Here is a 26,107-nt window from a genome sequence, read left to right as displayed (position 1 = left end):
GCAGCCCAGGCTGCCGTTTCAGTATCATCCTGCCGGGGGCCGTTAGCTCAGTCGGTTAGAGCAGGGGACTCATAATCCCTTGGTCGTTGGTTCGAGTCCAACACGGCCCACCATGCATTTCCGCGAGGTGCTGCGCGACCTCGCTGGGCCGAGGGCTTCGCTATGGAAACAGTCCCATAACCCTTGGTCGTTGGTTCGAGTCCAACACGGCCCACCAAAAACAACAAACCTTTGCCTGATGAGCACCCGCACTTCCCGCCTGCCCCTCATCGACGCTCTCAAGGCGGCGGCTTCGCAACTCATCGTGCTGCACCATCTAGCTTTATATGGCCCGATGTCGGACACGGCGTATGGCCTGGCGCCGGCTTTTATCGATTGGCTATGCCAGGATGCCCGCATCGCCGTGCAGGTGTTCCTCGTCGTCGGCGGATTTCTTGCCGCCAGAAGCTTGGCGCCGCAGGGACCATCGCCAATCGAACGCCCCCTCGCCCTTGTCTGGAAACGCTATCGTCGCCTGGTCGTGCCCCTGCTCGCTGCCATCGGGCTGGCCATCGCCAGCGCCGCCATCGCCCGTATCTGGATGCGCCTCGAATCGATTCCGGCCGCTCCGACCTCCCCGCAGTTGCTCGCGCATGCCCTGCTCTTGCAGAACCTGCTTGGCTACGAATCGCTTTCGGCCGGCGTCTGGTATGTGGCCATCGATTTCCAGCTTTTCGCCCTGACGGTCGCCCTGCTCTGGCTGGTCCGCCAGATCACCCCCGGCGCCGGCGGATATCGGCACCTGGCACCGGCGCTCGTCTCCATTCTGGCTCTTGCCTCGCTTCTTCATTTCAACAGGGATGCGGCCTGGGACAATTGGGCGCTCTACTTCTTCGGTGTCTACGGGCTGGGCGTGCTGGCTTTCTGGGCCTCGCAGCGGGAAAGATCAACTCTCTGGCTCGGCGCAATCGCGGCAATCGGACTCGCTGCATTGCTGCTGGATTTCCGCAGCCGCATCGCCGTGGCCCTCCTGGTCGCCCTGCTGCTCGGCGCCACCTGGCAAGTCCGTACTGCATCATGGAAATGGCTTGATTCACGCCCGCTTGCCTTCCTGGGCGGCATCTCCTATTCGGTGTTTCTTGTCCACTATCCGGTCTGCCTGCTCGTCAATGCCGCATTCGCGGCACTCGCCCCAGGCAGTCCGCTCGGCAACGCCTTCGGCCTTATGATTGCGTGGGGCGCCAGCATCCTGGCCGGCGCCCTGTTCCATCGGCATGTGGAGATGCCCGCTGGCGCCTCGCAGTTACGCCATGCCGCCTCGCGCCTTGCCGGGGGGGCGTGCGGGGCGAGATAATCGACGCATCGCTTCGCCGGCATTTCCCAGATGATTACACGTGAAGAAATCGACGCCGTCCTGGCTGCCCATGCCGCCTGGAAGGCCCGTTTCCACGATTTCCTCGTCGGCCGCTCCGGCGTGGACGTCACCGTGCTGGGCACGACAGACCATTGTGCCTTCGGCAACTGGCTCGACAACTACGGGGCGAAACACCTGAAGAAGGAGCAGTACGAGGAAATCGACGCCTTGCATACGGACTTCCACAGGACTGCGGCGGAAGTGGCCGCCAGGCTCAAGGCTCGCGATTATGCCGAAGCCCACGCCTTGATCGCGCCGGGCGGCAAGCTGGAGCAGGCCAGCAATGCACTGGCCACCAGACTGCTGGCCATCAAGAGTACGCTTTAGGCCGCTCTTTTCTGGATCAGCTCGATCTTGTAGCCGTCCGGGTCCTGCACGAAGGCGATCACCGTGCTGCCGTGCTTCATCGGCCCCGCTTCGCGCGTCACCGTACCGCCGCGCCGCTTGATCTCCGCACAGGCGGCGTAGGCGTCATCGACTTCCAGCGCAACGTGGCCGTAACCGGTGCCGATGTCATACTTGTCCACGCCCCAGTTGAAAGTCAGTTCCAGCACGGCGCCGTCGCGCTCCTCCTGGTAGCCGACGAAGGCCAGGGTGAACTTGCCGTCCGGGTAGTCGGCGCGCCGCAGCAACTTCATGCCCAGCACCTCGGTGTAGAACCCGAGCGAGCGGTCGAGGTCGCCGACGCGCAGCATGGTATGCAGGATGCGCATGTCTTTTCCTTTCTCCTAAATCTGCGGACAGGTCGCGGCCAGCCGCCTTAGTTCGTCGCGTGCAGAACGATAGTCCGGGCAGAGCCGTTCGACGACCTTCCAGAAGCGCGGCGAATGGTTCATCTCGACGAGATGCGCCATCTCGTGCGCCACGACGTAGTCGAGCAGCCGGGGCGGCGCATGGATCAGCCGCCACGACAGGCGGATGCCGGTCTTCTCGCTGCAGCTGCCCCAACGCGTCTGCGCGTTGGACAGCGCCAGGCGCGGCAGCGGCCGGTTCAACTGAGCGGCGTGATGCACCGCCCGCTCCCTGAACACCTCGAGCGCGCGCTCGCGCAAGGCGCGGCGCGCCAGCTGCCGCAAGTCGGCGTCGGGGCGAGCCTGCAGGATCAATGTGTGGCCAACCCAGCGCACGCGATTGGCGCCCGGCTCGATGCGCACCACGCATTCCTCGCCGAGCACCGGAATCGATGCACCGTCGCAGATCGCCAGGTGGCGCGCCTGGCCGTGGCCGTGCCATTCGTCGAGCTTCTTCAGCACCCAGGCGGCGTTGTGGCGCAGGAAGCGCTCGATGTCGGCCAGGGAAGTGCGTGGGCTGGCGCCGACGCGCAGGCCGCGCTGGTCGATGGTCATGCCGAGGGTGCGCCGGCTGGAACGGATCAGGCGGTAATCGACGATGCGCGTGCCGAGCTGGATGTGGCGGGTCTGTTCGGCCGGCGGCGCGGCGCGCCGGAACAGCGGCAGTTCAAGCTGGAAGAGTCGCAGCATCGTCTTCCCACAACTCCGGCGCCGGGCGGACGGCCGCGAGTTGCGACAGGTACCGGCACACCACGCTGCCGACTTCCTCCGGCGAGATGTGCACCAGGCGCCAGGACAGGCGCAAACGCCCATCCGGGTCGACGCCGCCCCAGGCGCCGGCCGCGAAGGAAAGCCGCCACGGCGGCACCGCCACGCCCAGGCGCCGGCAGCCGGCCTCCAGTTGCGCCTCGATGGCCAGACGGGCCTGCGCCTGCAGCCAGCCTTGCACGCTGTCCTTGATCTGCTTCTCCCCGGCCTCCGGCGGCAGGGGCAGGTGCAGTGCGTCGCCGCACAGCGCAATGCCGTCGCGCCCGCCGTCCAGGCACAGAACGACTTCGCGGCCCAGGAAGGGGAAGCGCACGCCGTCCTGCCAGCGCGTCGGCAACGGCAGCTTGCCGGCGCCGGCGGCCTTGCCGGCCAGCTTGCCGACGATGGCGCGGCTGCCCTCGCGGATGGCCTGCTCGATCTGCGGCAGGGTCATGCCGCGCGGGGCATTCACCTCCAAGCCCTGTTCGTCCACGCGCAGGCTGACCTTGGCGCGCTGCGAGCGGCGCAAGCGGAAAGGCAGGGGCTGGTCGTCGAACTCGAGGGAAAACTGGCCGCCGGCCGTGTCCGGCGCCGTGCCGCCCAAGGGCAGGTCAAGCTGCAGTTCCGCCTGATTCATGGTGCTCGTAGCAATGTGGGCTGATGCGGCGCATCTCGGCCTCCATCCAGGCTTCCGCGCGCGCGCTGACATCTTCCGCCGAGAGGCCGGCCGGGTCAATGGCCGGGCCGATGCTGACCGTCACCGTGCCGGGATACTTGATGAAGGCGCGCCGGCTCCAGAATTCGCCGGCGTTGAGCGCCACCGGCACCACCGGCGCGCCGGTTTCCACCGCCAGGTGGGCGCCGCCGACCTTGTAGCGGCGATGGGTGCCGACCGGCGTGCGCGTGCCCTCCGGAAAGATGATCACCCAGTATCCCTGGCCGAGGCGCAGCCGCCCCTGGTCGACCAGTTGTTGCAGCGCCGCCTTGCCGGCGCCGCGGTCCACCGAGATCATCGGCGTGGCGGCCAGCGCCCAGCCGAAGAAGGGCAGCATCTTCAGTTCCTTCTTCCAGACGAACAGCGTCCACGGGAAGATCAGCTGCAGGACGATGGTTTCCCAGGCCGACTGGTGCTTGGAGAGGATCACCGAGGGACGGTCCGGGATGTTCTCGCGGCCGACGACGCGGTAGTCGATGCCGAGGACATGCTCGATCAGCCAGGAGGCGACATGCACCCACGGCACCACCGACTGCCGTCGCCAGCGGTGGGGCAGCGGGAAGCAGAGCATGACGCCGAGGGCGTAGGGCACCGTGAATACCACCAGCACCCCCATGAAGAGGGCCGAACGCAGGACGATCGGCAGGGTCGGCCTGGGCGCCTTGCGGGTCATGCCGCGATGTGCGCCGCCGCCGCGGCCAGGTCGGGAAACACCAACGTCTCGCGCGGCAGGTCGGGATGATCGTGGGTCTTCGCGCCCTTGCCGGTCAGCACAAGGAAGGGCTGGGCGCCCATGGCGACGGCGGCCTGCAGGTCGCGCAGGCTGTCGCCGATGGCCGGCACGCCCTTGAGGTCGGTGGTATAGCGCTGGGCGATCTCGCGCAGCATGCCGGGCTTCGGCTTGCGGCATTCGCAAGTCGCGTCCGCCGCATGCGGGCAGAAGAAGATCGCGTCGATGCGGCCGCCGGCCAGCGCGACAGCCTTGATCATCTTGTCGTGGATGGCATTGAGGGTATCCATGTCGAACAGGCCGCGCCCGACGCCGGACTGGTTGGTCGCCACCACCACGCGGTAGCCCCACTGGGTCAGGCGGGCGATCGCCTCCAGGCTGCCGGGCAGCGGCCGCCACTCGTCCGGCGACTTGATGAACTGGTCGCTGTCGTGGTTGATGACGCCGTCGCGGTCGAGGATGACCAGCTTCATGCGGAAAGCCTGGACAGGTCGGCGACGCGGTTCATGGCGGCATGGAGGCTGGCGAGCAGGCCGAGGCGGTTGGCGCGCAGCGCGGCATCGTCGACGTTCACCATGACGCGGTCGAAGAAGGCGTCGACCGGGCCCTTCAATGCCGCCAGCGCTTGCAGCGAGGCGGCGTAGTCGCCGTGCTCGAAAGCGGCATCGGCCTGCGGCTTGATGCTGGCCAGCGCAGCGTTCAAGGCCACTTCCGCCGGCTCCTTGAGCAGCGAGGCATCCACCTTCGCCGTATCGCCGGGACTGACTTTCTTCAGGATGTTGCCGACGCGCTTGTTGGCGGCGGCAAGGCTGGCCGCCTCGGGAAGTTGCGCAAATGCGCGCACGGCCGCGAGCCGCTTCGGGACGTCGCCGAGCCGCTGCGGCGCCAGGCCGAGGACGGCGTCCACCTCGAGCGCCGAATAGCCCTGTTCGCGCAGGCTGCCGGCCAGGCGCTCATGGATGAAATCCGTGAGCTGACCGACCACCTTGCCGTCGGCAATCCTCGCCGCCTGGAACAGCCACGCCAAGTCGAGCGGCAGGTCGCGCTCGATGAGCATGCGGATGACGCCCAGTGCGTGGCGGCGCAGGGCGAAGGGATCCTTGTCGCCGGTCGGCAACTGGCCGATGCCGAACATGTCGGCCAGCGTCTGCAGCTTGTCGGCGAGCGCAACGCACAGTCCGACCTGCCCGCGCGGCAGCTCGTCGCCGGCGAAGCGCGGCTTGTAATGGTCCTCGATGGCATCGGCGATCTCGGCCGGCTCGCCGTCGTGCAGCGCGTAGTAGCGACCCATGATGCCCTGCAGCTCGGGAAACTCGCCGACCATGTCGGTGAGCAGATCCGCCTTCGACAGCACCGCGGCGCGGTCGGCCTGGTTGGCGAGCGTCTCGTCGCCGAGCTTGCCGGCGATGGCACGGGCCAGCGCGGCGACACGCTCGACGCGCTCGCCCTGGGTGCCGAGCTTGTTGTGGTAGACAACCTTGGCCAGGCCGGGAATGCGATCCATCAGGGACTTCCTGCGATCCTGGTCGAAGAAGAACTTGGCGTCGGCCAGGCGCGGGCGCACGACGCGCTCGTTGCCGCCGATCACCGCGCTCGGATCGGCCGGCCGGATGTTGCTGACGACGAGGAACTTGTTGGTGAGCCTGCCGGCGGCATCCAGCAGCGGGAAGTACTTCTGGTTGGCCTTCATGGTGAGGATCAGGCATTCCTGCGGCACGTCGAGGAATTCCTGCTCGAATTTACATGTAAGCACGTTGGGACGCTCGACCAGCGCCGTCACCTCGTCGAGCAGCGCCTCGTCGTCGATGGGCTTCAGCCCCTCCTTGGCCGCGGCCGCCTTGAGCTGTTTCTCGATTTCGGCGCGGCGCGCAGCGAAACCCGGGATCACCGCGCCTTCGCTTTCCATCTGCTGCGCGTAGCTGTCGGCATCCTTGATCGACACGACCGGATGCGCCGCCTCGAAGCGGTGGCCCTGCGTCTCGCGCCCGGCCTGCAGGCCGAGGACGGAAACCGGCACGACGTCGGTGCCGTGCAGCGCCACCAGCCGGTGCGCCGGCCGCACGAAGTTCACGCTGTTCCAGCCGTCGGCGAGCTGGTAGCTCATCACCTTCGGGATCGGCAGCGCGGCAAGGGCGGCCTCGATGGCTGCCTGCAGGCCCACGGCCAGCGTCGCGCCAGGCACAATACTGTCGAGGAACAGCGCTTCGGCCTTGCCGTCCATCTGGCGCTTCAACTTTGGCACGACGGCAGCATCCGCGCCCAAGGCGGCGAGCTTCTTCAGCAACGCCGGCGTGGCGTTGCCGGCGGCATCGAGCGCCACTGAGACCGGCATCAGCTTTTGCTGCACGGCCTTGTCGGCCGCCTTGGCGGCAACTGCCGTCACATGGACGGCCAGGCGGCGCGGCGAGGCATAGGGCGTCGCCACCGAGCCCGCATCGAGCAGGCCCTGCGACCCGAGGCTTGCCGCCAGCGCGGCGGCGAAACTCTCGCCGAGTTTCTTCAGCGCCTTCGGCGGCAGTTCCTCGACGAACAGTTCGACCAGCAGGTTCTTCGCGCCCATGCTCACGCCACCTTCTTCGCCAGTTGCGCCAGCGCTTCGTCGGCATGCTCCCGTTTCGCCATTGGAAAGCCGCGGCGGGCGCGGCTGTCGACGTAGCTCTGCGCGACGCTGCGCGCCAGGTTGCGGATGCGGCCGATGTAGGCGGCGCGCTCGGTGACGGAAATCGCGCCGCGCGCGTCGAGCAGGTTGAAGGTGTGTGCGGCCTTGAGGACCTGCTCGTAAGCCGGCAACGCGAGCTGCTGTTCCATCAGGTGGCGGGCATTGCCCTCGTGCGCGCCGAAGGCATGCAGCAGGAAGTCGACGTTGCTGTGCTCGAAATTGTAGGCGCTCTGCTCGACCTCGTTCTGGTGGAAGACGTCGCCGTATTTGAGGCCCGGCGCATAGACGAGATCGAAGACGTTCTCCACGCCCTGCAGGTACATCGCCAGGCGCTCCAGGCCGTAGGTGATTTCGCCGGTGATCGGCTTGCAGTCGATGCCGCCGACCTGCTGGAAGTAGGTGAACTGCGTCACCTCCATGCCGTTCAGCCAGACTTCCCAGCCGAGGCCCCAGGCGCCGAGCGTCGGGTTCTCCCAGTCGTCCTCGACGAAGCGCACGTCGTTCCGTTTCAGGTCGAAGCCGAGCGCCTCCAAGGAGCCGAGATAGAGCTCGAGGATGTTCTTCGGCGCGGGCTTCAGCACCACCTGGTACTGGTAGTAGTGCTGCATGCGGTTCGGATTCTCGCCGTAGCGGCCGTCCTTGGGCCGGCGCGAGGGCTGCACGTAGGCGGCCTTCCAGGGTTCCGGGCCGAGGGCGCGCAGGAAGGTGGCGGTGTGGCTGGTGCCGGCGCCGACTTCCATGTCATAAGGTTGCAGCAGGGCGCAGCCCCGCTTGTCCCAGAATTCCTGGAGACGCAGGATGACTTCTTGGAATGTGGGCATGAAACGACGTGCAGAATCGCAAAAGCGCGATTTTACAGGCTTTTACCCGGACAAGGCTCGCTCCGGCTCAGGGATTTTCGGTCTTGCGCTTGCCGCGCAGGATGGCGTCGGGCTGCTGCTCGAGCAATTCCGCCAGTTTGCGCAAGGCTTCGGCGGCGCGGGCGATCTCCTTCAACGCCAGGTTGACGTTCTGCTGCGTCGGCGACTCCGCCTCGGCCAGGGTGCGCACGGCGTGGGCGGCCCCGGCCAGTTCCTCGCCGGCGCGCGTCAGGTTTCGTACGAGTTCGGAGTCGGAACCTGCCAGGGCGCCGACCCGATCCGCGGCGGTTTCCAAACGGCCCATGGCCGCCTGAGCCGCCTTCAGCGCCTTGCGCATCTCGACCAGGTCGGCACGTGCCTCCTTCAGGATCGGGCCGCTGTTCGCATCCAGCCGGGCCGCCATCGACTCCAGATGCTTCAGCGTGGCGTCCATCCGGCGCGGCAGGTTGCGCATCTCCTCCGAGGTCAGCGTCCCCCGCAACGACTCGCTGATGGCCGCGACGTCGGCCAAAAATCGCTCCATCGGGAAGTTGTCCAGCCTGGCGGTCAGTTCCTGCACCGCCGTGCGGATGGTGGGGATCTCGCTGGCGTCCTGATCGGCGCCGACGTAGCGGGCCGGCTTGTCCGGATGGAAATCGAGATCAACATACAACTGGCCGGTGAGGATGCTTTGCAGGCGCAGTCTTCCGCGCAAGCCCCGCTCCACCAGGCGGTGCAGCGTATCCCGGTCGCGCAAATCGATCTGCTCGCCGCCCTTCGTGCGGACGATGTGCGGCTCGATCTCGATGGTGACCGGCACGACGAACTTGTCGCCGGACTCGTCGAGGCCGAGCCGGATGTCCTTGACGGTGCCGACCTTGACGCCTAGAAAGACTGCCGGCGCCCCCACCTGCAGCCCCTGCGCCGCCCCTTCGAAATAGAGCATGTGCTGGCTGCGCTTGCTGAACCAGTCGTCACCGGCGACCAGCAGGATGGTGATGACGGCCAGCGCGATCGCGCCAAGGACGAAGGCGCCGATCAGGGCGGGGTCGGCTTTTCTGCTCATGCTGTTCCTCTGGTCAAGAAATGACGCACTTTGGGATCGCCCGAAGCCAGGGCCTCGCGCGGATTGCCTGTCGGGATCATGGTGTGCGTGTCTGCGTCAAGGTAGATCGAGTCGCTGCCAATGGTGAGGATGCTGGCCAGGTCGTGGCTGATGACGACGACGGTCGCACCGAGACTGTCGCGCAGTTCGAGGATCAGGTCATCCAGCCGCCGCGCCGTCAGCGGGTCGAGGCCGGAGGACGGTTCGTCGATGATCAGAATATCCGGATCGAGCGCCATCGCCCGTGCCAGGCCGGCCCGCTTCTTCATGCCGCCGGACAGTTCGGAGGGATAGAACTCCTCGAAGCCGGCCAGCCCCACCAGCGCCAGCTTGAAGGAAACGATCTCGGCGATGTGCTTGGGCGGCAGGTCCGTATACTCGGCCAGCGGGAGGGCGACGTTCTCCGCCAGGGTGAGCGAGCTCCACAGCGCGCCGCCCTGGAACATGATGCCGAGGCGGCGTTTCATCCGCTCCTGGTCCCCCTGTGCGACGCCCCAGAAATCCTCCCCATCGTAGCGCACCGTGCCGGCAGCCGGGCGCTGCAGTCCGACGAGGGCGCGCATCAACGTCGTCTTGCCGCAGCCGTTGCCGCCCATGATGACGAAGACGTCTCCCTTGCTCACGGTGAAGCTGAGGTCGCGCTGTACGACGAACTCGCCGTAGGCCATGGAGAGATCGCGGACTTCGATGTGCGGTGCCCGGTCCATCAGATGTCCAGCTGATAATAGACGATCGTCATCACCGAGGCGGCGATGGTGATGAGCAGGATGCCGGTCACTACCGCCGAAGTGGCCGCCTCGCCGACCGCCTCGGCGCTGCGGCCGCACTGCATGCCGCGCAGGCAGCCGGCGAAGGCGACCATGGCGCCGTACACCGAGCCCTTCGACAGGCCGACCCAGAAATGCTTCAGTTCGAGCGCGCGCAAGGTTTCGTTGTAGTACTCGAACAGGCTGATGTCGAAGATGGTGACCGATACGACCAGCCCGGCGAACATGCCGACGAAGCCGGAATACAGCGTGAGCAGCGGCACCATCAGCATCAGCGCCAGGATGCGCGGCAGCACGAGGAAGTCCACCGGCGAGATGCCCAGCGTGCGGAAGGCGTCGATCTCCTCGTTCACCTGCATGGTGCCGAGCTGGGCGGCGAAGGCGGCGCCGGTACGGCCGGCGATGATGATGCCGGTCATCAGCGCGCCCACCTCGCGCACCATGCCGATCGCCACCAAGTCGGCGATGAATATCTGCGCGCCGACCAGTTTCAGCTGGTCGGCGCCGAGGTAGGCCAGGATCAGTCCGACGAGAAAGCTGATCACCGAGACGATGGGCAGGGCGCGCGGGCCGACCTGCTCGATTTCCAGCCACATGTCGCTCGGGCGGAAACGGGCGCGGCCGGTGGCGAGGCGCAGGAAGGAGAGGGTGATCTCGCCGAGGAAGCGCAGCATCGCCGGCGCGCTGCGGATGAAATCCTGGGCGGCCTTTCCCACGCGCACGAACAGGTTCCCGTTCTCTCTGCCGCGGCCGGCCACCTTCTGCTCGGGCACCGCAAAGGCCATGGCGAGCAGGCGCCGGATGCCTTCGGGCAGGCCGTCCTGGTCGACGTCGATGCTGCAACGATTGCAGGCCTTGATCACGCCAGCCAGGAACGTGAGCAGGCCGGAATCCCAGGCGCCCAGTCCGGTTGCGTCGAACGTCAGGCAGCGCACGCCCCCCGCCAGCTCGCGCTCGACGACTTCGTGCGAGGGCAGCGCCTGGTCGAGGCACCAGCGCCCGGACAGGATGAGCATCAGGCAGTCTTCCCCGATCCGGCGTGTTTCGAGCTTCTGCTCCGCCTCCCCGGTGGCGGATGACCCTGCTGTTATTGTCATAGGACGCATCCTAATCGGCACGGGACGCCGTCACAAGCCCGGGTCAAGCGGCAAAATTGTCGGTCCTGCGACTGTGCAAGCGGGATGGATGGGGTAACATTCGCCCGTTCCAACTCAAGCGGAGCTAGCGATGGGCTGTCACGTCACGATCGTCACCGGCAAGGGCGAGCGGCATGAGTTCGAGCTGCACGACGCCGACCTGGCCGGCCTGGATGCGCGCAAGGCGCAGGAATGGCTGGGACAGGAATTCGAGGCGGCCGGCTGCGTGCCGACCAACCCCGTCGGCAAGCTGCTGCTGGCGGACAAGATCCTCTGCCTGGCCAAGACACAGAGGGATTCGGCCTACGCCGAGCCGACGCCCTGGGTGAACAGCTTCGTGCGTGCCGCCGCCGCCGCCATCGGCCGCGCCGTGCTCACCATCGATCTCGGAAGCCACTCCCTCGGCTACTAGCCCGAAAAAAGAACGGGGGCCGAAGCCCCCGTTCCCCTCCTCCTCCCACGGCAGGCTGCAATCGCCTGCCTTGCCTTTGAATGGTGCGGATTCTCCGACTATCGGCCGGCCAGGTCAATGTGCACCGCGGCGTAAACCGGCCAGTGGCGCAAACAGGCCGATGGCGACCATCAGCAGCGCTGCGGCGTTGCCCCACCGCACATAAGGCGTCGCACCGGTGTAGCCGCTCACCTCGCCGACCAGCGCACCCTCCCCGAAGGGCGCCAGCACACGCTCGACCCGGCCGCGCGGATTGACGATGGCCGTCATGCCGGTGTTGGTGGCACGCAGCATGAAGCGGCCGGTCTCCAGGGCGCGCATCTGGGCGATCTGCAGGTGCTGCGGCTGGGCCAGCGAGTCGCCGAACCAGGCCGTGTTGGAGAGATTCACCAACAGCGTCGCCTCGGGCAGGGCGCGGATGATCTCCTCGCCGAAGACGTCCTCGTAGCAGATGTTCACCGCCACCTTCTCGCCGGCCAGCGCCAGCGGCGGCTGGACGGCGGCGCCGGGCGAAAAATTCGACATCGGGATCTTCAGCAGCGCCAGCGTCCAGGCGAAGGCCGGCGGCGTGAACTCGCCGAACGGCACCAGGTGGCTTTTCCGGTAGGCCTGGGTGCCCTCCGGGGCAAAACCGACGGCGCTGTTGTAGTAGCGCCCCTGCGCATCCTGGGCGGCAACGCCGAGCAGCACGTCGCCCTTGCCGCCAGGCGTGGCGCGGCGCAGCTCGGCCACGTAATCGCGCGGCAACTGGTCGAGCATCAGCGGAATCGCCGTCTCGGGCAGCACGACCAGCTGCGCCGGATGGGCGCGCGCCAGGCGCAGGTAGGTCTCAAGCGAGAGCTGCAGCCGCTCCGGCTTCCACTTCAGGCTCTGCTCGATGTTTCCCTGCAGCAGGCTCACGGTCACCGGCTTGCCGGACGGCTGCGTCCATTCGATCGACAACAATCCGGTGCCGACCGCCAGCAGGACCGCAATCGCAGCGCCCGACGGCAGCCAGCGGCCGCGCCGATGAAAACGCCCTGGCGTTTCAGAGGAGGCTAATGCCCGCGAAGCGGGCGTTATGCCGGAACTAAAAGTCAGTCCCGCCAGGGCGGCGATCAACGCTGCGATGAATCCGACGCCATAAACGCCGAGCAGTGGCGCATAGCCGGCGAGCGGGCTGGGCGGCGTCTGGGCGTAGCCGAAGGCCAGCCAGGGAAATCCCGTCAGCACCCAGCCTCGGAGCCATTCCGCCAGCGTCCAGGCGGCGGCGGCGAGCAGCGCGTCGGTCCACGCGCGGTTGCGGCGCAGCCGGGCGAAAACATAGCCCGCCAGCGCCGGGAACAGCGCCAGCACGCAGCAGAACAGAACCGCCGCCAGGCCCGCCAGCAGCAGCGGCATGCCGCCGAACACATGCATGCTGACATACACCCAGGAGACGCCAGCGAGGAACAGACCGGTACCGAACGCGTAACCCTGCAGGGCCGCCATGCGGGGCGTCGCGCCCTGCCAGAGACGGGCAAGCAATGCCAGGGCGATGATCGGGATCGGGAACAGCAGGAACGGCGCGAAGCCGAGAACCGATGCCGCGCCGAGCAGGAACGCCGCGCCGCAGTGCAGCGTCTCGCGGCTCATGAAGCGGCCGGCGACCGGTCCACCAGCAACGTGTGCACCCGCCGGCTGTCGGCGCGCAGCACCTGGATGCGCAGGCCGTCGACCTGCACGACCTCGCCGCGCTTGGGCAGTCGGCCCAGGTTGTGGATCACCATGCCGCCGACGGTATCGAATTCCTCGTCGCTGAAATGCGTGCCGAAGGCGGCGTTGAAATCGGCGACCTCGGTGGTGGCCTTGACGCGGTAATGGCCGGCCTGGTCGAGCAGGATGTTGTCGGCGGCTTCGTCGAAGTCGTATTCGTCCTCGATGTCGCCGACGATCTGCTCGAGCACGTCCTCGATGGTCACCAGCCCGGCCACGCCGCCGTACTCGTCCACCACGATGGCCATGTGGTTGCGCGAGGCGCGGAACTCGCGCAGCAGCACGTTGAGCCGCTTCGAGTCCGGGATGAAGATCGCCGGTCGCAGCATGTCGCGCACGGCGATGTTCTCGCCGGCATGCAGGCGCAGCAGGTCCTTGGCGAGCAGGATGCCGATGACATCATCGCGATTTTCGCCGGTGACCGGAAAGCGCGAATGCGCCGTCTCGACCGCCTTCGCCGTCATGGCCGCCGCGGAATCGGCGATGGAAATCACTTCCATCTGCGCACGCGGAACCATGATGTCGCGCACCTGCATGTCGGAAACGGCAAGCGCCCCCTCGATGATGGACAGGGCGTCGGCATCGAGCAGGTTGCGCTCGAAGGCCGAATGCAGCAGCGTGATGAGCTGTTCGCGGTCCTCCGGTTCGCGCATCAGCAGCGCGGAGAGGCGTTCAAGCAGCGACGGTCGGCTCGGGGAAGGTTCCATAAATCAGTAGGGATCGGGATAGCCGAGCCGATCCAGGATATCGCGTTCCATTCGCTCCATGATGCGGGCGTCGGCGCCCGTCTCGTGATCGTATCCCTGCAGATGCAGCATACCATGCACGACAAGGTGGGCGAAATGGGCGGCGGCCGTTTTGCCCTGCTCCGCCGCCTCGCGCAACACCACCGGCAGGCACAGCACCAGGTCGCCGCTCAGCGCGTGCTCGCGCGCATAGGGAAACGTCAGCACATTGGTCGCGTAATCCTTGCCGCGGTAACGCGCGTTGAGCGCGCGGCCCTCCTCGGCATCGACGAAACGCACCGTCACCTCCGCCGCGCCGGGACGGCTCGCACGCACCCACTTGCGCACCTCGGCGCGCGTCGGCAACGAGGCCTCACGGACGGCGTACTGCACGCTGAGGCTAAGACGCGCCGGCGTCGCGGGCTTTTTCGTGCTGCTCATAGGCGGAAACGATGCGCGCCACCAGAGGGTGGCGCACGACGTCTTCGGCGAGAAATTCGGTGAAGGCGATGCCGCGCACTTCGCGCAGGATGCGCGAAGCCTCGATCAGCCCGCTCTTCGTGCCGCGCGCCAGGTCGATCTGGGTGACGTCGCCGGTGACCACGGCGCGGGCACCGATGCCGATGCGCGTGAGGAACATCTTCATCTGTTCCGGCGTGGTGTTCTGCGCCTCGTCGAGGATGATGAAGGCGTGGTTGAGCGTGCGCCCGCGCATGTAGGCCAGCGGCGCGATCTCGATGGCCTGGCGCTCGAAGAGCTTCGCCACCTTGTCGAAGCCCATCAGGTCGTAGAGGGCGTCGTAGAGCGGGCGCAGGTATGGATCGACTTTCTGCGCGAGATCGCCGGGCAGGAAACCCAGGCGCTCGCCGGCCTCGACGGCCGGGCGCGTCAGCACGATGCGGCTCACCTGGTCGCGCTCGAAGGCGTCGACGGCGGAGGCGACGGCGAGGTAGGTCTTGCCGGTGCCGGCCGGGCCGATGCCGAAGGTGATGTCGTGCTCCTGGATCTGGCGCAGGTATTGCACCTGGCGCGGCGTGCGGCCATGCAGCTCGGGCTTGCGCGTGAGGAGTCCCGGCGCCGGCCGGCCGGCCTGGCCGCGGTTGGCGAGCTCGACAAGGCCAAGCTGGATGGCGTCGATGGAAAGGTGCTCGCCGGCCTCGGCGTAGAAGTGCTGCAGGGCATTCGCCGCCTGCGCCGACTGGGCGGGATGGCCGCGCACGGTAAACCGCTCGCCGCGGCGGGCGATGGCGACGTCGTAGGCGGTTTCGATCTGGCGCAGATTCTCGTCCAGCGCGCCGCACAGATTGGCGAGGCGCTGATTGTCCACGGGAGACAGCACCAGTTCGACGGCTTTGGCTTTCACGATTCGCGGGTGGCAACCTCGCCGCGCAGCGAATGCGGCAGGGCGGCGGTGATGGTGGCCTCGACGAAGCGGCCGAGCAGGCGAGGGTTGCCTGCGAAATTGACGATGCGGTTGTTGTCGGTGCGGCCGGCGAGCTCGCCGGCATTCTTCTTCGAGGCGCCCTCGACGAGGATGCGCTGGACGGTACCGACCATCGCCGCGCTGATGGCCCGGGCCTGCTCCTCGATGCGCTTCTGCAGGCGCATCAGCCGTTGCGTCTTCAGCTCCGGCGGGGTGTCGTCGGCCAGCTCCGCCGCCGGCGTGCCGGGGCGCGGGCTGTAGATGAAGCTGAAGGAGGCGTCGAAGCCGACCTCGTCGATCAGCTTCATGGTGGCCTCGAAATCGGCCTCCGTCTCACCGGGAAAGCCGACGATGAAATCGGTCGACAACGAGAGGCCGGGGCGCGCCGCGCGCAGCTTGCGCACGATCGACTTGTACTCGAGCACGGTGTAGCCGCGCTTCATCGCCGCCAGCACGCGGTCGGAGCCGGCCTGCACCGGCAGGTGCAGGTGGGAGACCAGCTTGGGCAGGCGGGCGTAGGCCTCGATCAGGCGTTGCGTCATCTCGCGCGGATGCGACGTGGTGTAGCGGATGCGTTCGATGCCGGGAATTTCATGCACGCACTCGAGCAGGAAGGCGAAATCCGCCGACTCGCCGTCGTCCATGAGGCCGCGATAGGCGTTCACGTTCTGGCCGAGCAGGGTGACTTCCTGCACGCCCTGCGCCGCCAGGCCGGCGATCTCGGCCAGCACGTCTTCGAGCGGACGCGAGATTTCCTCGCCGCGCGTGTAGGGCACGATGCAGTAGGTGCAGAACTTGCTGCAGCCCTCCATGACGGAGACGAAGGCGGAGCCGCCCTCGACCCGCGCCGGCGGCAGCGCGTCGAACTTCTCGATCTCGGGGAAGGAGACATCCACCTGCGGCCGGCCGGAGGCGCGGCGCTCGCGGATCAGCTGCGGCAGGCGATGCAGGGTCTGCGGACCGAAGACGACATCCACGTAGGGCGCGCGGCGGACGATCGATTCGCCCTCCTGGCTCGCCACGCAGCCGCCGACGCCGATGACCAGATCGGGCTTCGCCTGCTTGAGCAGCCGCACGCGGCCGAGGTCGTGAAACACCTTCTCCTGCGCCTTCTCGCGCACCGAACAGGTGTTGAAGAGGATGACGTCGGCTTCCTCCGGGGAATCGGTCTTCTCGATACCCTCGGCGGCGAGCACGTCGGCCATGCGGTCCGAGTCGTACTCGTTCATCTGGCAGCCGAAGGTCTTGATGTAAAGCTTCTTGGCCACTACTGCTTGGGCGGGGACGAGGATTTCTTCTGCTTGATGAGCTGGTCGGCGACTTCGGCCTCCTCCTGGGTCAGCACCCAGACGCGCTGGACCGTGCCGTATTCGTCGAGCTTGTAGAGAACGGGCACCGAGCCCTGCATCGCCATGGGCATGACGATGCGGTTCTGCGTGTCGCGGATCTGCAGGCTGGCGGACAGGCGCAATGTCTCGCTGCCGAACTGGGCATAGCCATTACTGGGGGGGCTCATCACCGCCAGCGGGCCATTCTGCAGGGCCGGCCGAACGATGCCGGGCGGCGCGCTGGGAGGCGCCACGGGCGCCGGCGTCATCGCCGACTCGAGAATGCTGTCGATGATGCTGCTGAGGATCGCGGAGACAATCGGATTCATGCTAGCAATTATAGGCCATGGCATCCGCTTTCATGGCAACGAGAAATAAAAGGCCGCCCCTATCCCCGGTGCCGCCTCGGTCCAGACGCGCCCGCCATGCCTTTCGATTATGCGCTTGACGATGGCCAGACCCACGCCCGTGCCGGGAAATTCGGATTCCTGATGCAGGCGCTGGAATACGCCGAACAACTTGCCGGCATGCTCGAGATCGAAACCTGCCCCGTTATCCTTGACAAAATAGACCGGATGGCCTTCTTCGATGTGCGCGCCGATTTCTATCCTGGCTTCGGGACGCTTCGATGTGAACTTCAGCGCATTGCCCACCAGATTGAGCATGACCTGCCGCAACAAGGCGGGGTCGGCCGATGCCTGCGGCATGTGTTGTACCGTTACAGTGGCCGCCGGATTCATTTGGCGCAGCTCTTCGACAACGGTGCGCGCCATGGCCTCCATGTCGACTTGCATGCGGTTGAGGGCCTCGCGTCCGACACGCGAAAAGGTGAGAAGATCGTCGATTAATTCTCCCATGCGCACGGCTCCCCGGGCGATGCGTTCGAGCATGGCCGAATGCTCCGGGCCCAGGCGCCTTTTCAATTCATCGTTCAGAATGGTGGCGTAGCCGTTGAGCGCCCGCAATGGCGTTCTCAAGTCATGAGAGATCGAATAAACGAATGACTCCAGTTCCGAATTGGCCTGTGCCAATTCGGAGGTCCTTTCCGCCACTCGGCGTTCGAGCGAGCTGGTCAGTTTCACGATCTCCTCCTGGGCACGCTGACGTTCGGTAATATCGATCACGACCGCCAGGCACTTCCAACGTCCCTCGCGCTCGACCGCCTGGAGGTGCACTTCCACGGGATACTCGCTGCCATCGCTCCGCCTGTGCCTGGTTTCAAAGACCTGCTGGGGCTTCTGCTTGTCGATCAACCCGCCTATCAGGCGCAACAGCGCGTGTTCGGTATATTGGGGCATCAATTCGAGCGGCGTCAGCTTCCTGAGGTGACGGATTGAATACCCGAGATTGTGCAGCGCACCGGCATTGGCATACTCGTAGCGTAGAGTGGTGGCGTCGAAAACGTAGATTTCATTGAGGCTCTGCTCGACGATGGCGATCCACTGCCGGCTTTCCTCCTCGGCCTGCTTGCGCTCGGTGATGTCGGTGACGATGCCGTCGAGCCGGCCTGGACGGCCCGCCTCGGCGTCAACCCTGCGCCAGCGCACCTCGGCCCAGCGTATCGCTCCGTCGGGACGGACGAAGCGGTATTCCATGACGCCCGAGCCGGAAAGCGCGATGCGGCCCACCACGGACCTGGCCTGCTCGCGGTCTTCCGGATGGATGATGTCCAGCCAGAGTCCCGGCTGCGCACGGAATTGCGCGGCATCGCGGCCGAACAGTTCCTTAGACGATTCGCTGGCGAACAGAACTGTTTTCAGGTTCGGCGCAAATGACCAAAGCACGTGGCCCATCGACTCCAGCAGCTTGTCGAGCATCTCTTGCGTCTCGACAAGAGTGCGCTCGCGTTCGGCCAGGATGTCAAACATGCCATTGAGCTGAACGGCGACCTCCGCCACCTCGCGGGCACCTGCAACGGCGGCCCGCACATCCCGCCTGCCGGCACCGAACGCATGGGCCGTCGCCGCAACAGCCGCGATGGGTTGGGAAATGCGTCGCCCGAGGGCGAGAAACAAGGCCAGTGCAAGCGCTAGCACGGCCGTCCCGAAAGCCGCGTGCTTCATCGCGCTCTCGACCACCCCCCGTCGGATGGGCCCGATTTCCTGTCCGACCACCGCCAGCCAGTCCGTACCGGCCACCGGCTCGAAGCCGTAGATGCGTTCCACCCGGTCCATGGATTCGCCTTGCAGGACGCCGCTACGCCGCTCGATGATGGACCGGGTCAATGGGTCGTTCCATCTGTTTTGTCCGACATGCCGGTCCGGGTCCAGCGAACTGGCGATTACCAGCCCCTCCCCCTTCACGATCAGCGATATCGGCCGCTCGGGCAGATCGAGTGCATGGATCAGGGACTGAAAGCGCTCCAGTTGGGCCGCCGCAATCACCATTCCCGCAGCGCGGCTGTCGCCACCGCGCACGGGATAAGCCAACGGCAACAGCCATTCGCCTCCGGGACCGCCCTTGACCGGCGCACCGACCAGCAATCGCGGCTGCCCGTCCGATAGCGGGAGAAGCGGCCGTGCCGCAGTCAGCCCCTCGATTGCCGGCTCCTTCTCGCCCCCCATGAGGCAAATCAGCCGCCCATCCCGGTCCACGACGGCCATTCCGGCATATTCGCGCCGAATGGTGTCGGTATCCGCGAACAGCGCAGGGCAGCGCTCGGGGGCAAGGTGGCCGGTTTCGGCATGTCGAGCCATGTCGCCGAGGCGTTGTTCGGTTCTCGCGAAATAGCCCTGCGCATCAGCTGCAGCAACCTTCGCCAGCCGCCGCACCTCCCCCTGGGCGCGTGCCAGACCAGTCCTGGATTCCTGAAAGACATCGTAGGCAAAGGCCAGAAAGAGGGGGGTCACGGCGACGAACGCCAAGAGCGCCAGTTGCGTCCTGATCGACCGGCGGTGGCCAGCGTGACTGCTATGGACCGGCATGTTTCAGTCTGCCATCATGAATCGACATGGGATAAGCTTGAATCCGCGACTCAAATAACAACGAATGGCACTCAACTAGCATCGCGGAAGCAGGCCCGGAAATGCCTGTAATTGTGAAACTCCAAGCATAATAGCTTCGTTGGGAGGGTTTCCGAAAGTGAACACGGCTAAGCAGGACCATGCTTTGGCTTGCCTTCCGAGTCCTGATGTCTGGGCACGGCTCGCGCTCAGCGACAGCGGATTCGTTTTTGACCCGGTGACGGGCAACAGCTATTCGGTCAACGGCTCCGGATTGGCCATCCTGAAGCATCTGAGAAGGGAACGTGATCTGGCGCGCATCGTCGACTCCCTGCAAGAGGAGTTTGATGCCGATCCGCATGCCATCGAACGCGACGTGATCGAGTTCGCCAACCTGCTGCGCAACACCTTCAAGTGAAGCACGACACTCATCTCACCGTCGCCGTCACCGGGATGAATGCCGTGCCGGACAACCCGGGCGCCGGGTTGGCAGCGGCACGTTGCCTGAGGGAGGCTTTCGGCAAGCGCATACGCATCGTTGGCCTCGGCTATGATGCGCTCGACCCTGGCCTGCATCGCCGAGAATATTGCGACAGCGCCCATCTCATATCCTACCCTGGCAGCGGTGCTGACACGCTGATGGCGCGGCTGAAGGAAATCGACGAAATCGAGGGGATCGACTTCCTGCTGCCTTGTCTCGATGCCGAACTGCCCCTGATGATCAGCCTCACCCCAGAGCTCGATGTTCTTGGAATTCGCCATTTCCTGCCAAGCGCCGAGCAACTGGCCTGCCGCGCAAAGGATCGGCTGGCAGAACTGGCCCGACGATCCGGCGTCCTCACGCCCGAAACCCTGGCCATCACCCGAGCCGAGTTTTTCCGCGATTGCGAATCGAAGGGCTGGACGTTCCCGATGATGATCAAGGGCGTGTTCTACGATGCGCGGACCGCGTCATGCCGTGAGGACGCCGAACTCGCCTTCCGCGCCATTGCGGCGGAGTGGGGGCTCCCCGTTCTTGTGCAGCGCCGGATCGCCGGCGAGGAATACAATTTGACCGGCATCGGTGACGGCAGGGGAGGGCTGCTCGGCGAGGTGATGATGAAGAAGCGCGCCACCACGAGCCGGGGCAAAGCTTGGGCGGGAATCTCCATCCTCGACGACGCGCTGACCGACGTCGCCCATCGCCTTGTCGCAACCCTGAAATGGAAGGGGCCTATCGAGATCGAGGTCATGCGTGACCCCAACGGCGCCTACCAACTGATCGAGATCAACCCGCGCTTCCCGGCGTGGATCTACCTGTCCCATGGCGTCGGGCGCAACCTGCCCGCCCTGCTTCTATCGCTGGCCATGGACGAAAAGCCGCCACAGCTAGCTCCGCCTCAGCCGGGCATTCTGTTCATACGCTCGGTGCAGGAAACGATCGTTCCCTTGTCGGCCTTCGAATCACTCATGATCGAAGGTCGATCCGAGCTCCAAAGCGAGGAGTCATGACACAGCGCCAACCCTGGATCAAGCCGGTCCTGACGCCCCATCGCCCCGGTGGAATGAACAAATTCGGCGCCATGCGCCCGCAGTTGAACCAGTCCGAGCTGGATGGCGTCGCCATCCCCCCCCTTCTCGAACAGTTTGGATCTCCGCTGTTCATAATTTCCGAAAAGCGCCTGCGCGAAAATGCGAGGCATCTGCGTCGTGCCTTTTCCACGCGCTGGCCGAAAGTGCGTCACGGTTGGTCCTACAAAACCAACCATCTCGGGGCGGTATGCAACATCCTCCATCAGGAGGGCGCTTGGGCCGAGGTGGTATCCGGGCTTGAATATCAAAAAGCGCGCGCACTAGGCGTTCCGGGCTCGCGCATCATCTTCAACGGCCCCTGGAAGCCAACGCCGATTCTCGAGCAGGCCCTGCGCGAGGGCGCGGCAATCCATCTCGATCATCTCGACGAGCTGTTCGAGGCGGAGCAGATCGCCAAACGACTGGACCGGCAGGTGCAAGTGGGCCTGAGGCTTAATTTCGACACCGGGCATACCGAGACCTGGAGTCGTTTCGGCTTCAATATCGAGTCCGGCGCCGCCATGGATGCGGCCAGGCGCATCGGCGCCAGCCAGTGGCTGAAGCTGAACGGCCTGCACAGCCACATCGGCACCTTCGTGCTGGATGTCCGCGCCTACGCCCAGCAGGCCCGCATCATGGCGGAGTTCATGGAAGCGGCCGAGCGCGAGACCGGTTGCCATATCGAATATCTCGATATCGGAGGCGGTTTCGCCTCTCGCAACTCCCTTCAGGGACTCTACCTGCCGCCGGATCAGGTGGTTCCCGGGTTCGAGCAATACGCAGAAGCCATTGTCGATGCATTGAACGAAGCCACCCGGGGTCGCCCCGCCCTCGGCAAACCGTTGCCGGTCCTGGTTCTGGAAACCGGCCGGGCGGTCGTCGACGATGCCGAGGTGCTGGTATCGCGCGTCGTCGGCGGCAAGCGCCTGCCGGACGGCCGACGCGCAGCCATACTCGATGCCGGCGTGAACCTGCTGTTCACAGCCTACTGGTACAACCACGACGTGCGCCCCTTGCATGCCATAGAGGGGCTGGCGGAGGAAACCGTGCTGTTCGGCCCGCTGTGCATGAACATCGATACGGTGCGCGCCTCCGTGATGCTACCCCCTCTCAACGTGGGAGATGCCCTGCTGATTTCTCCGGTCGGGGCATACAACAATACGCAGTGGATGCAGTTCATTCAGAGCCGGCCGGCCGTCGTCATGATCATGCAGGACGGCACCGTCGAGCCCGTCAGGCGAGCGGAAACGCTACAAACCCTGACCGACCTCGAATTGCTTCCCGACTCGCTGCGCCAACCCTATCCGGAAGCGCCGGCGCGATGAAGAAGAGGGGCTCGGCGGATTCCCCCCTGACACGTCCGGCGCGGTCGCTGGCGAAAGCCTATGCAGCCGTCTTCTTCTGCCATTCACCCTGGGTTGGCGCCTGGTTCGCCATGCTGACCTGGTGGACGCCGCGCTCTGCGCTCGGTGGGCTGACAGGCCTCGTTGGCTCTGCGCTATGGGCCCGACTGTTCCAACTGCCGGCGAGCGGGCGGCTGCATCTGGTCAATGGCTTGTTGTGCGGGCTCGTCGTCGGCGCCTACCATTCGATAGACGGCGCGTACTTCCTGTGGATCCTTCTCGCCACACTGTTCTCGACCCTGCTGGCGCATTGGCTTGCCGGCATTTTCTGGAATGCCGCCCGCCTGCCCTTAATGAGCCTGCCCTTCGTGCTGTCCTGCTGGATGGTCTTCCTGGCCTGGCAAGTCCATGCGCCGTCAGCGTTGCCCCCAGACATTTTCGCGGATCACGCCACCCCTTTGACATGGCCATGGCTGGACGGCTTCTTCGTGGCCCTTGGCTGGCTCCTCCTCGTTCCCTATCCCTTGGCGGGTGCGTTGGTTTTTGTCGGCCTCGTCGCGGTTTCGCGCTACTTCGCCTTCCTCGCGGCCGCAGGCTACGCAATGGGCACGCTGACGTTGTCACTCCTTGGCGGCGGAGATGCAGGCGCATACGCCTTCAATTTCCCGCTCACCGCCATGGCGCTGGGCGGTTTTTTCGCGGTGCCCAGCCTCGCCAGCTTCCTGCTGGCGCTGGCGGGGAGCGTTCTGGCCGCATGGCTGGTCATGGCATTCGGTGTGCTGGTGCATCCCCTGCATCTTCCGTTGCTGACCCTGCCGCTGCTTGGCGCCGCCTACCTCATGCTCGGAAGCCTGGCGGCGCGGGCGCCCGGACGTTCTCCGCAGCTCGTGCTCGACAAGCCCGTTTCGCCGGAGATGAATCTCGAGCGCGCACGGCTTTTCGCTGCACGCGGTGGCGCTGCCGACAGCCTGCCGCTGTCCCCGCCCTTCCACGGGGAATGGCGCGTCACGCAGAGCTTCAACGGCCCCCTCACGCACCGTCCGCCGTGGGAGCACGCCCTCGACTTCGATATTGTGGAGGGCGAACGTGTCCACCACGGCACCGGTACTTCTCTGGAGGATTATTTCTGTTTCGGCGCACCGGTCCTGGCGCCCATCGCCGGCCAGGTGGCTCGATTGCGCGACGACCTGCCCGATGCCTCTCCAGGCGAGATGGACACAGCCAACAACTGGGGCAACCACCTTGTCTTGCGCACCGGCAGCCTGCATGTGCTGCTTGCGCATTTGAAGCGCGGCAGCGCCAAGGTCCGTATCGGCGAATGGGTCGGCGCAGGTCAGCAACTGGCCGCCTGCGGCAGTTCTGGACGCTCGCCCTTCCCGCACCTTCACCTGCAAGTGCAGAAGGACGATCTGCCAGGCAGCCCGACTTTGCCTTTCCACCTGTCCAATGTGCTGGTGCGCACGGCGACGCAATCCCGAGAATTCCGCCTCTATCATTTGCCGGATGCCGGCGAATCGGTCAGCGCCGCGCTCAACGATGAAAGACTGGTGACGGCAATGCGGCCCACAAGGGAACGATGCCTAGTCTACGCATTCAGGAGGGCGGGAAGCGAAACCCGACGCGTCTCCATGCGCGCCATCACTACACTGACCGGCCAGACGCGCATCGAGACATCCAACGGCGCATCGGCCGCCTACCAGGAAACCGCCGCTGTTCTCGGTTTCTATGACCGGAATGCGAAGCACGATCCGATGCTCGACCTTTGGCTGCTCGCCGTCGGACTGACGCCCTACTCTGCGATAGCCGAACACTGGAGCGATCGCCCGCCTGCGCGCCTGCTGCCGTTGCCGCCCGTGCCAAGGCTGCTGGACGCCCTGCTGCATCCGCTTGGCGCCGCATGCTCGAGCGAATACCGGCGCTGGTGGGATGAAGCCGCGGGGGCGTGGCTTCAGGAGGGGGTTCATAAGCTGCATCTGGGTCCCGGCGCGGAGTGGCAGTGCCGGACAACAGCCTGGATCATGCCTGGCGTGTGCGTGCGCAAGCTGCGTATGGAATCTTCCAGCACGAGTTGGGAAGCCGAACTCGAACCTTCTGAAGCGTGAACCGGATACCATTGAAAAATGAAAAGGAGAGGCCCATGAAGATGAAATTGCGACTTCTCGCCAGGGCGGGAATGGGGCTTGCCGGATTGATCTTGGCAACAGCGCTCGGCGCACAGCAGGATCCCTGGTCCGAATCCTACAAGCTCGAATACCTCGGCAAGCATGCCGAGGCGCTCGAACTGATCGAGCCGATCGCCAAGCGCCAGCCGGTTAACGAGTTCGCCATCATGCGCAGTGCCTGGCTACTGCATTTGCAGGGCAGGTACGCCGAAGCCGAGAAGCGCTACCTGCGTGCCGCGGAGATCAATCCGCGCTCACTGGAGGCCAGGCTGGGCGTAATGCTGCCGCAAATGGCGCTATATCGATGGAACGATGCCATCCAGTCCGGCAGGAAAGTGCTCGCCGAGAGCCCATGGAACTACACGGCACATTTGCGCATCATGATCTGCGAGGAAGCGCTCTCGCGCTGGGAGGATCTATCGAAGCATGCCGCCGAGGTTTCGGCTCGCTATCCCACCGATGCGACATTGCTGGTTTACTGGGCACGCGCCGAGGCGGCGTTGAAGCGGACGCGCAAGGCCAGGGAGCTATATGGCATGGTGATGGAACGCGTTCCCGGACACATTGAGGCCGGAAACTACCTGAAAAACCACAACTGATCCGCAGGGGCAGCAACGGAGAAGGAAGAGGGAGTGGTGGTGATGGGCAGAATCGAACTGCCGACCTAGGGGTTATGAATCCCTCGCTCTAACCGACTGAGCTACATCACCACAGGGAAGGGGGCGAATTATCGTTCGGCCGGCAAACCCTTGTCAAGGCAAGACCTAGAACCATCCGACAAGGGAGGCCCCGGCATATCCGGAGGTGCCGCTCACACGATCGCGTTCCCTGCCGGCCGAAATCGTCAGTTGCGCATGTCGTCCCAGCGATATGTTTTCCAGAGCCAGGCCGACTCGCCGCCGTTCGTAGTCGGTCCCGCGGATGTACTGCAATTCCGGTCCCAGAACGATCCTCTCCGCAAAGACATAGCCGGCCCGCAGCCTCAGCCACTTGTCTCCCAGATTTGCGGTCCGGCTGCCCATGATGGAAAAGTCGATCTCGGTGACCGGGCGCAGAAAGAGGTCGCCCTGCACCCTGATACCCTTGTGCTTTTCCTCGATCTGGCTGAAGGGATCGTCGGGAGACAGGCGTGCGTCTCTGTAGACGCCCCCCAGATAGACCGACAGCCGGTTGTTCCTGTCTCCCAGGTAGGCCAAATACCCTACAGAAGCCTCGAGCTCCCGGCTTGTCCCATGGATGTCCTGACCGGCCAGACTCAGATAGTTGAATGTGGAATGAGCAATCCCCAGGCGCAGCAGCCAGCCGTCCTTGTAAAGATGCGGCGAGGAGATCGGCATGATCATGCCGGCATAGCCGTATCTTCCCAGGCTGCTGCCGGAATATCCTGCCAAGTACAATGTATCTCGAGCGGCAGCGCTGCCACAACTGACCGCAAGATACGCGGCCAAGACAAATCGGGTGCTGCGCGTTGGTCTGTTCAAGGCATTTCCCTTGGAAGGCAGTGAAAGTATAGGGATTGCGCTATAGTGCCGCAAGCGGAGACACGGTTGACCGCAGACTCGGCGT

26 protein-coding genes and 2 tRNA genes are annotated in these 26,107 nt (G+C 65.4%); 9 read left to right on the top strand and 19 right to left on the bottom strand.

The annotated features are described in order from the left end of the window. The first annotated feature begins 36 nt into the window (after nt 1-36). From ROZ00_16095 to ROZ00_16085, 3 genes are all read left to right on the top strand, one after another. A tRNA-Ile gene (locus tag ROZ00_16095) sits at nt 37-113 on the top strand. Beyond that, the gene (locus tag ROZ00_16090) at nt 113-1,333 is read left to right on the top strand and encodes an acyltransferase (protein ID MDT3737750.1); all 1,221 of its coding nucleotides are present in this window, start codon (nt 113-115) and stop codon (nt 1,331-1,333) included. The genes ROZ00_16095 and ROZ00_16090 overlap by 1 nt, the downstream gene beginning before the upstream one ends. Before the next feature lie 30 nt (nt 1,334-1,363). Next, the gene (locus tag ROZ00_16085; protein MDT3737749.1) at nt 1,364-1,720 is read left to right on the top strand and encodes a CZB domain-containing protein; all 357 of its coding nucleotides are present in this window, start codon (nt 1,364-1,366) and stop codon (nt 1,718-1,720) included. Here ROZ00_16085 and gloA read toward each other — a convergent pair. The 10 genes from gloA to ROZ00_16035 all read right to left on the bottom strand — a co-directional run bounded on the left by gloA (nt 1,717) and on the right by ROZ00_16035 (nt 10,843). Further along, nucleotides 1,717-2,106, bottom strand: coding sequence for a lactoylglutathione lyase (gloA, locus tag ROZ00_16080; GenBank protein MDT3737748.1), 390 nt, complete (start codon nt 2,104-2,106; stop codon nt 1,717-1,719). The genes ROZ00_16085 and gloA overlap by 4 nt on opposite strands. 15 nt (nt 2,107-2,121) lie before the next feature. Then, nucleotides 2,122-2,874, bottom strand: a complete 753-nt coding sequence (locus tag ROZ00_16075; GenBank protein MDT3737747.1) for a SprT family zinc-dependent metalloprotease — start codon at nt 2,872-2,874, stop codon at nt 2,122-2,124. Then, the gene (locus tag ROZ00_16070) at nt 2,852-3,568 is read right to left on the bottom strand and encodes a DUF45 domain-containing protein (protein ID MDT3737746.1); all 717 of its coding nucleotides are present in this window, start codon (nt 3,566-3,568) and stop codon (nt 2,852-2,854) included. Before ROZ00_16070 ends, ROZ00_16075 begins: the two co-directional genes overlap by 23 nt. Further along, complete coding sequence (locus ROZ00_16065) at nt 3,543-4,319, bottom strand: lysophospholipid acyltransferase family protein (GenBank protein MDT3737745.1); 777 nt, start codon at nt 4,317-4,319, stop codon at nt 3,543-3,545. Before ROZ00_16065 ends, ROZ00_16070 begins: the two co-directional genes overlap by 26 nt. Then, entirely contained in the window at nt 4,316-4,849 is a 534-nt protein-coding gene (gene gmhB / locus ROZ00_16060; protein MDT3737744.1) for a D-glycero-beta-D-manno-heptose 1,7-bisphosphate 7-phosphatase, read from the bottom strand. Before gmhB ends, ROZ00_16065 begins: the two co-directional genes overlap by 4 nt. Then, complete coding sequence (gene glyS / locus ROZ00_16055; GenBank protein MDT3737743.1) at nt 4,846-6,936, bottom strand: glycine--tRNA ligase subunit beta; 2,091 nt, start codon at nt 6,934-6,936, stop codon at nt 4,846-4,848. The genes gmhB and glyS overlap by 4 nt, the downstream gene beginning before the upstream one ends. Nucleotides 6,937-6,938: 2 nt before the next feature. Further along, nucleotides 6,939-7,856 carry a glycine--tRNA ligase subunit alpha gene (gene glyQ, locus ROZ00_16050; GenBank protein ID MDT3737742.1) on the bottom strand — a complete coding sequence of 306 codons (918 nt, stop codon included), beginning with the start codon at nt 7,854-7,856 and terminating at the stop codon, nt 6,939-6,941. A 67-nt stretch (nt 7,857-7,923) separates the two neighbouring features. After that, a complete protein-coding gene (locus ROZ00_16045; GenBank protein MDT3737741.1) occupies nt 7,924-8,940 on the bottom strand; it encodes an MlaD family protein in 1,017 nt (338 codons plus the stop codon). Next, nucleotides 8,937-9,686, bottom strand: coding sequence for an ATP-binding cassette domain-containing protein (locus ROZ00_16040; protein MDT3737740.1), 750 nt, complete (start codon nt 9,684-9,686; stop codon nt 8,937-8,939). The genes ROZ00_16045 and ROZ00_16040 overlap by 4 nt, the downstream gene beginning before the upstream one ends. Further along, complete coding sequence (locus ROZ00_16035; GenBank protein MDT3737739.1) at nt 9,686-10,843, bottom strand: ABC transporter permease; 1,158 nt, start codon at nt 10,841-10,843, stop codon at nt 9,686-9,688. Before ROZ00_16035 ends, ROZ00_16040 begins: the two co-directional genes overlap by 1 nt. 130 nt (nt 10,844-10,973) lie before the next feature. On the opposite strand from ROZ00_16035, the gene ROZ00_16030 reads away from it, so the two are divergent. Beyond that, nucleotides 10,974-11,294 carry a hypothetical protein gene (locus tag ROZ00_16030; protein ID MDT3737738.1) on the top strand — a complete coding sequence of 107 codons (321 nt, stop codon included), beginning with the start codon at nt 10,974-10,976 and terminating at the stop codon, nt 11,292-11,294. 114 nt (nt 11,295-11,408) lie between these two features. Here ROZ00_16030 and lnt read toward each other — a convergent pair whose 3' ends face one another. The 7 genes from lnt to ROZ00_15995 are packed head-to-tail and all read right to left on the bottom strand — an operon-like array spanning nt 11,409 to nt 19,407. Further along, nucleotides 11,409-12,947 carry an apolipoprotein N-acyltransferase gene (gene lnt, locus ROZ00_16025; GenBank protein ID MDT3737737.1) on the bottom strand — a complete coding sequence of 513 codons (1,539 nt, stop codon included), beginning with the start codon at nt 12,945-12,947 and terminating at the stop codon, nt 11,409-11,411. Next, complete coding sequence (locus ROZ00_16020) at nt 12,944-13,774, bottom strand: transporter associated domain-containing protein (protein MDT3737736.1); 831 nt, start codon at nt 13,772-13,774, stop codon at nt 12,944-12,946. Before ROZ00_16020 ends, lnt begins: the two co-directional genes overlap by 4 nt. Nucleotides 13,775-13,777: 3 nt before the next feature. After that, nucleotides 13,778-14,233 carry an rRNA maturation RNase YbeY gene (gene ybeY, locus ROZ00_16015; GenBank protein MDT3737735.1) on the bottom strand — a complete coding sequence of 152 codons (456 nt, stop codon included), beginning with the start codon at nt 14,231-14,233 and terminating at the stop codon, nt 13,778-13,780. Continuing rightward, the gene (locus ROZ00_16010) at nt 14,193-15,155 is read right to left on the bottom strand and encodes a PhoH family protein (GenBank protein MDT3737734.1); all 963 of its coding nucleotides are present in this window, start codon (nt 15,153-15,155) and stop codon (nt 14,193-14,195) included. Before ROZ00_16010 ends, ybeY begins: the two co-directional genes overlap by 41 nt. After that, the gene (miaB, locus tag ROZ00_16005; GenBank protein MDT3737733.1) at nt 15,152-16,483 is read right to left on the bottom strand and encodes a tRNA (N6-isopentenyl adenosine(37)-C2)-methylthiotransferase MiaB; all 1,332 of its coding nucleotides are present in this window, start codon (nt 16,481-16,483) and stop codon (nt 15,152-15,154) included. Before miaB ends, ROZ00_16010 begins: the two co-directional genes overlap by 4 nt. Beyond that, nucleotides 16,483-16,872, bottom strand: coding sequence for a hypothetical protein (locus ROZ00_16000; protein ID MDT3737732.1), 390 nt, complete (start codon nt 16,870-16,872; stop codon nt 16,483-16,485). The genes miaB and ROZ00_16000 overlap by 1 nt, the downstream gene beginning before the upstream one ends. Nucleotides 16,873-16,902: 30 nt before the next feature. Beyond that, nucleotides 16,903-19,407, bottom strand: a complete 2,505-nt coding sequence (locus tag ROZ00_15995) for a PAS domain S-box protein (protein ID MDT3737731.1) — start codon at nt 19,405-19,407, stop codon at nt 16,903-16,905. A gap of 217 nt (nt 19,408-19,624) precedes the next feature. Here ROZ00_15995 and ROZ00_15990 point away from each other — a divergent pair, with 217 nt between their 5' ends. From ROZ00_15990 to ROZ00_15970, 5 genes are read left to right on the top strand one after another with little or no spacing between them, the layout of a single operon-like run. Continuing rightward, on the top strand, nt 19,625-19,903 hold the full coding sequence (locus ROZ00_15990; protein ID MDT3737730.1) for a PqqD family protein: 279 nt from the start codon (nt 19,625-19,627) through the stop codon (nt 19,901-19,903). Next, a complete protein-coding gene (locus ROZ00_15985) occupies nt 19,900-20,976 on the top strand; it encodes an ATP-grasp domain-containing protein (protein ID MDT3737729.1) in 1,077 nt (358 codons plus the stop codon). Before ROZ00_15990 ends, ROZ00_15985 begins: the two co-directional genes overlap by 4 nt. Then, the gene (locus tag ROZ00_15980; protein MDT3737728.1) at nt 20,973-22,361 is read left to right on the top strand and encodes an alanine racemase; all 1,389 of its coding nucleotides are present in this window, start codon (nt 20,973-20,975) and stop codon (nt 22,359-22,361) included. The genes ROZ00_15985 and ROZ00_15980 overlap by 4 nt, the downstream gene beginning before the upstream one ends. Next, nucleotides 22,358-24,481, top strand: a complete 2,124-nt coding sequence (locus ROZ00_15975) for an urea transporter (protein ID MDT3737727.1) — start codon at nt 22,358-22,360, stop codon at nt 24,479-24,481. Before ROZ00_15980 ends, ROZ00_15975 begins: the two co-directional genes overlap by 4 nt. Before the next feature lie 35 nt (nt 24,482-24,516). Then, nucleotides 24,517-25,140 (top strand): hypothetical protein, encoded by a 624-nt coding sequence (locus ROZ00_15970; GenBank protein ID MDT3737726.1) that lies wholly within the window; start codon nt 24,517-24,519, stop codon nt 25,138-25,140. Nucleotides 25,141-25,174: 34 nt separating this feature from the next. Here the strand turns inward: ROZ00_15970 and ROZ00_15965 are convergent. Together ROZ00_15965 and bcsS are read right to left on the bottom strand one after the other, a co-directional pair. After that, nucleotides 25,175-25,251 (bottom strand) — tRNA-Met (locus tag ROZ00_15965). A 54-nt stretch (nt 25,252-25,305) separates the two neighbouring features. After that, a complete protein-coding gene (gene bcsS / locus ROZ00_15960; protein MDT3737725.1) occupies nt 25,306-25,932 on the bottom strand; it encodes a cellulose biosynthesis protein BcsS in 627 nt (208 codons plus the stop codon). Nucleotides 25,933-26,107 lie beyond the last annotated feature (175 nt).

The sequence above is a fragment of the Denitratisoma sp. genome (assembly GCA_032027165.1).
Classification (GTDB): Bacteria; Pseudomonadota; Gammaproteobacteria; order Burkholderiales; family Rhodocyclaceae; genus Desulfobacillus.
Note: the sequence above shows the minus strand (reverse complement) of the source record. Positions and strands in the feature narration are given on the sequence as shown.

Bases quoted from the DNA above. Each gene is read 5' to 3' on its own strand.
- ROZ00_16090 (MDT3737750.1), top strand. From the start codon at position 113: ATGCATTTCCGCGAGGTGCTGCGCGACCTCGCTGGGCCGAGGGCTTCG.
- ROZ00_16085 (MDT3737749.1), top strand. From the start codon at position 1,364: ATGATTACACGTGAAGAAATCGACGCCGTCCTGGCTGCCCATGCCGCC.
- gloA (MDT3737748.1), bottom strand. From the start codon at position 2,106: ATGCGCATCCTGCATACCATGCTGCGCGTCGGCGACCTCGACCGCTCG.
- ROZ00_16075 (MDT3737747.1), bottom strand. From the start codon at position 2,874: ATGCTGCGACTCTTCCAGCTTGAACTGCCGCTGTTCCGGCGCGCCGCG.
- ROZ00_16070 (MDT3737746.1), bottom strand. From the start codon at position 3,568: ATGAATCAGGCGGAACTGCAGCTTGACCTGCCCTTGGGCGGCACGGCG.
- ROZ00_16065 (MDT3737745.1), bottom strand. From the start codon at position 4,319: ATGACCCGCAAGGCGCCCAGGCCGACCCTGCCGATCGTCCTGCGTTCG.
- gmhB (MDT3737744.1), bottom strand. From the start codon at position 4,849: ATGAAGCTGGTCATCCTCGACCGCGACGGCGTCATCAACCACGACAGC.
- glyS (MDT3737743.1), bottom strand. From the start codon at position 6,936: ATGGGCGCGAAGAACCTGCTGGTCGAACTGTTCGTCGAGGAACTGCCG.
- glyQ (MDT3737742.1), bottom strand. From the start codon at position 7,856: ATGCCCACATTCCAAGAAGTCATCCTGCGTCTCCAGGAATTCTGGGAC.
- ROZ00_16045 (MDT3737741.1), bottom strand. From the start codon at position 8,940: ATGAGCAGAAAAGCCGACCCCGCCCTGATCGGCGCCTTCGTCCTTGGC.
- ROZ00_16040 (MDT3737740.1), bottom strand. From the start codon at position 9,686: ATGGACCGGGCACCGCACATCGAAGTCCGCGATCTCTCCATGGCCTAC.
- ROZ00_16035 (MDT3737739.1), bottom strand. From the start codon at position 10,843: ATGACAATAACAGCAGGGTCATCCGCCACCGGGGAGGCGGAGCAGAAG.
- ROZ00_16030 (MDT3737738.1), top strand. From the start codon at position 10,974: ATGGGCTGTCACGTCACGATCGTCACCGGCAAGGGCGAGCGGCATGAG.
- lnt (MDT3737737.1), bottom strand. From the start codon at position 12,947: ATGAGCCGCGAGACGCTGCACTGCGGCGCGGCGTTCCTGCTCGGCGCG.
- ROZ00_16020 (MDT3737736.1), bottom strand. From the start codon at position 13,774: ATGGAACCTTCCCCGAGCCGACCGTCGCTGCTTGAACGCCTCTCCGCG.
- ybeY (MDT3737735.1), bottom strand. From the start codon at position 14,233: ATGAGCAGCACGAAAAAGCCCGCGACGCCGGCGCGTCTTAGCCTCAGC.
- ROZ00_16000 (MDT3737732.1), bottom strand. From the start codon at position 16,872: ATGAATCCGATTGTCTCCGCGATCCTCAGCAGCATCATCGACAGCATT.
- ROZ00_15980 (MDT3737728.1), top strand. From the start codon at position 20,973: ATGACACAGCGCCAACCCTGGATCAAGCCGGTCCTGACGCCCCATCGC.
- ROZ00_15975 (MDT3737727.1), top strand. From the start codon at position 22,358: ATGAAGAAGAGGGGCTCGGCGGATTCCCCCCTGACACGTCCGGCGCGG.
- ROZ00_15970 (MDT3737726.1), top strand. From the start codon at position 24,517: ATGAAGATGAAATTGCGACTTCTCGCCAGGGCGGGAATGGGGCTTGCC.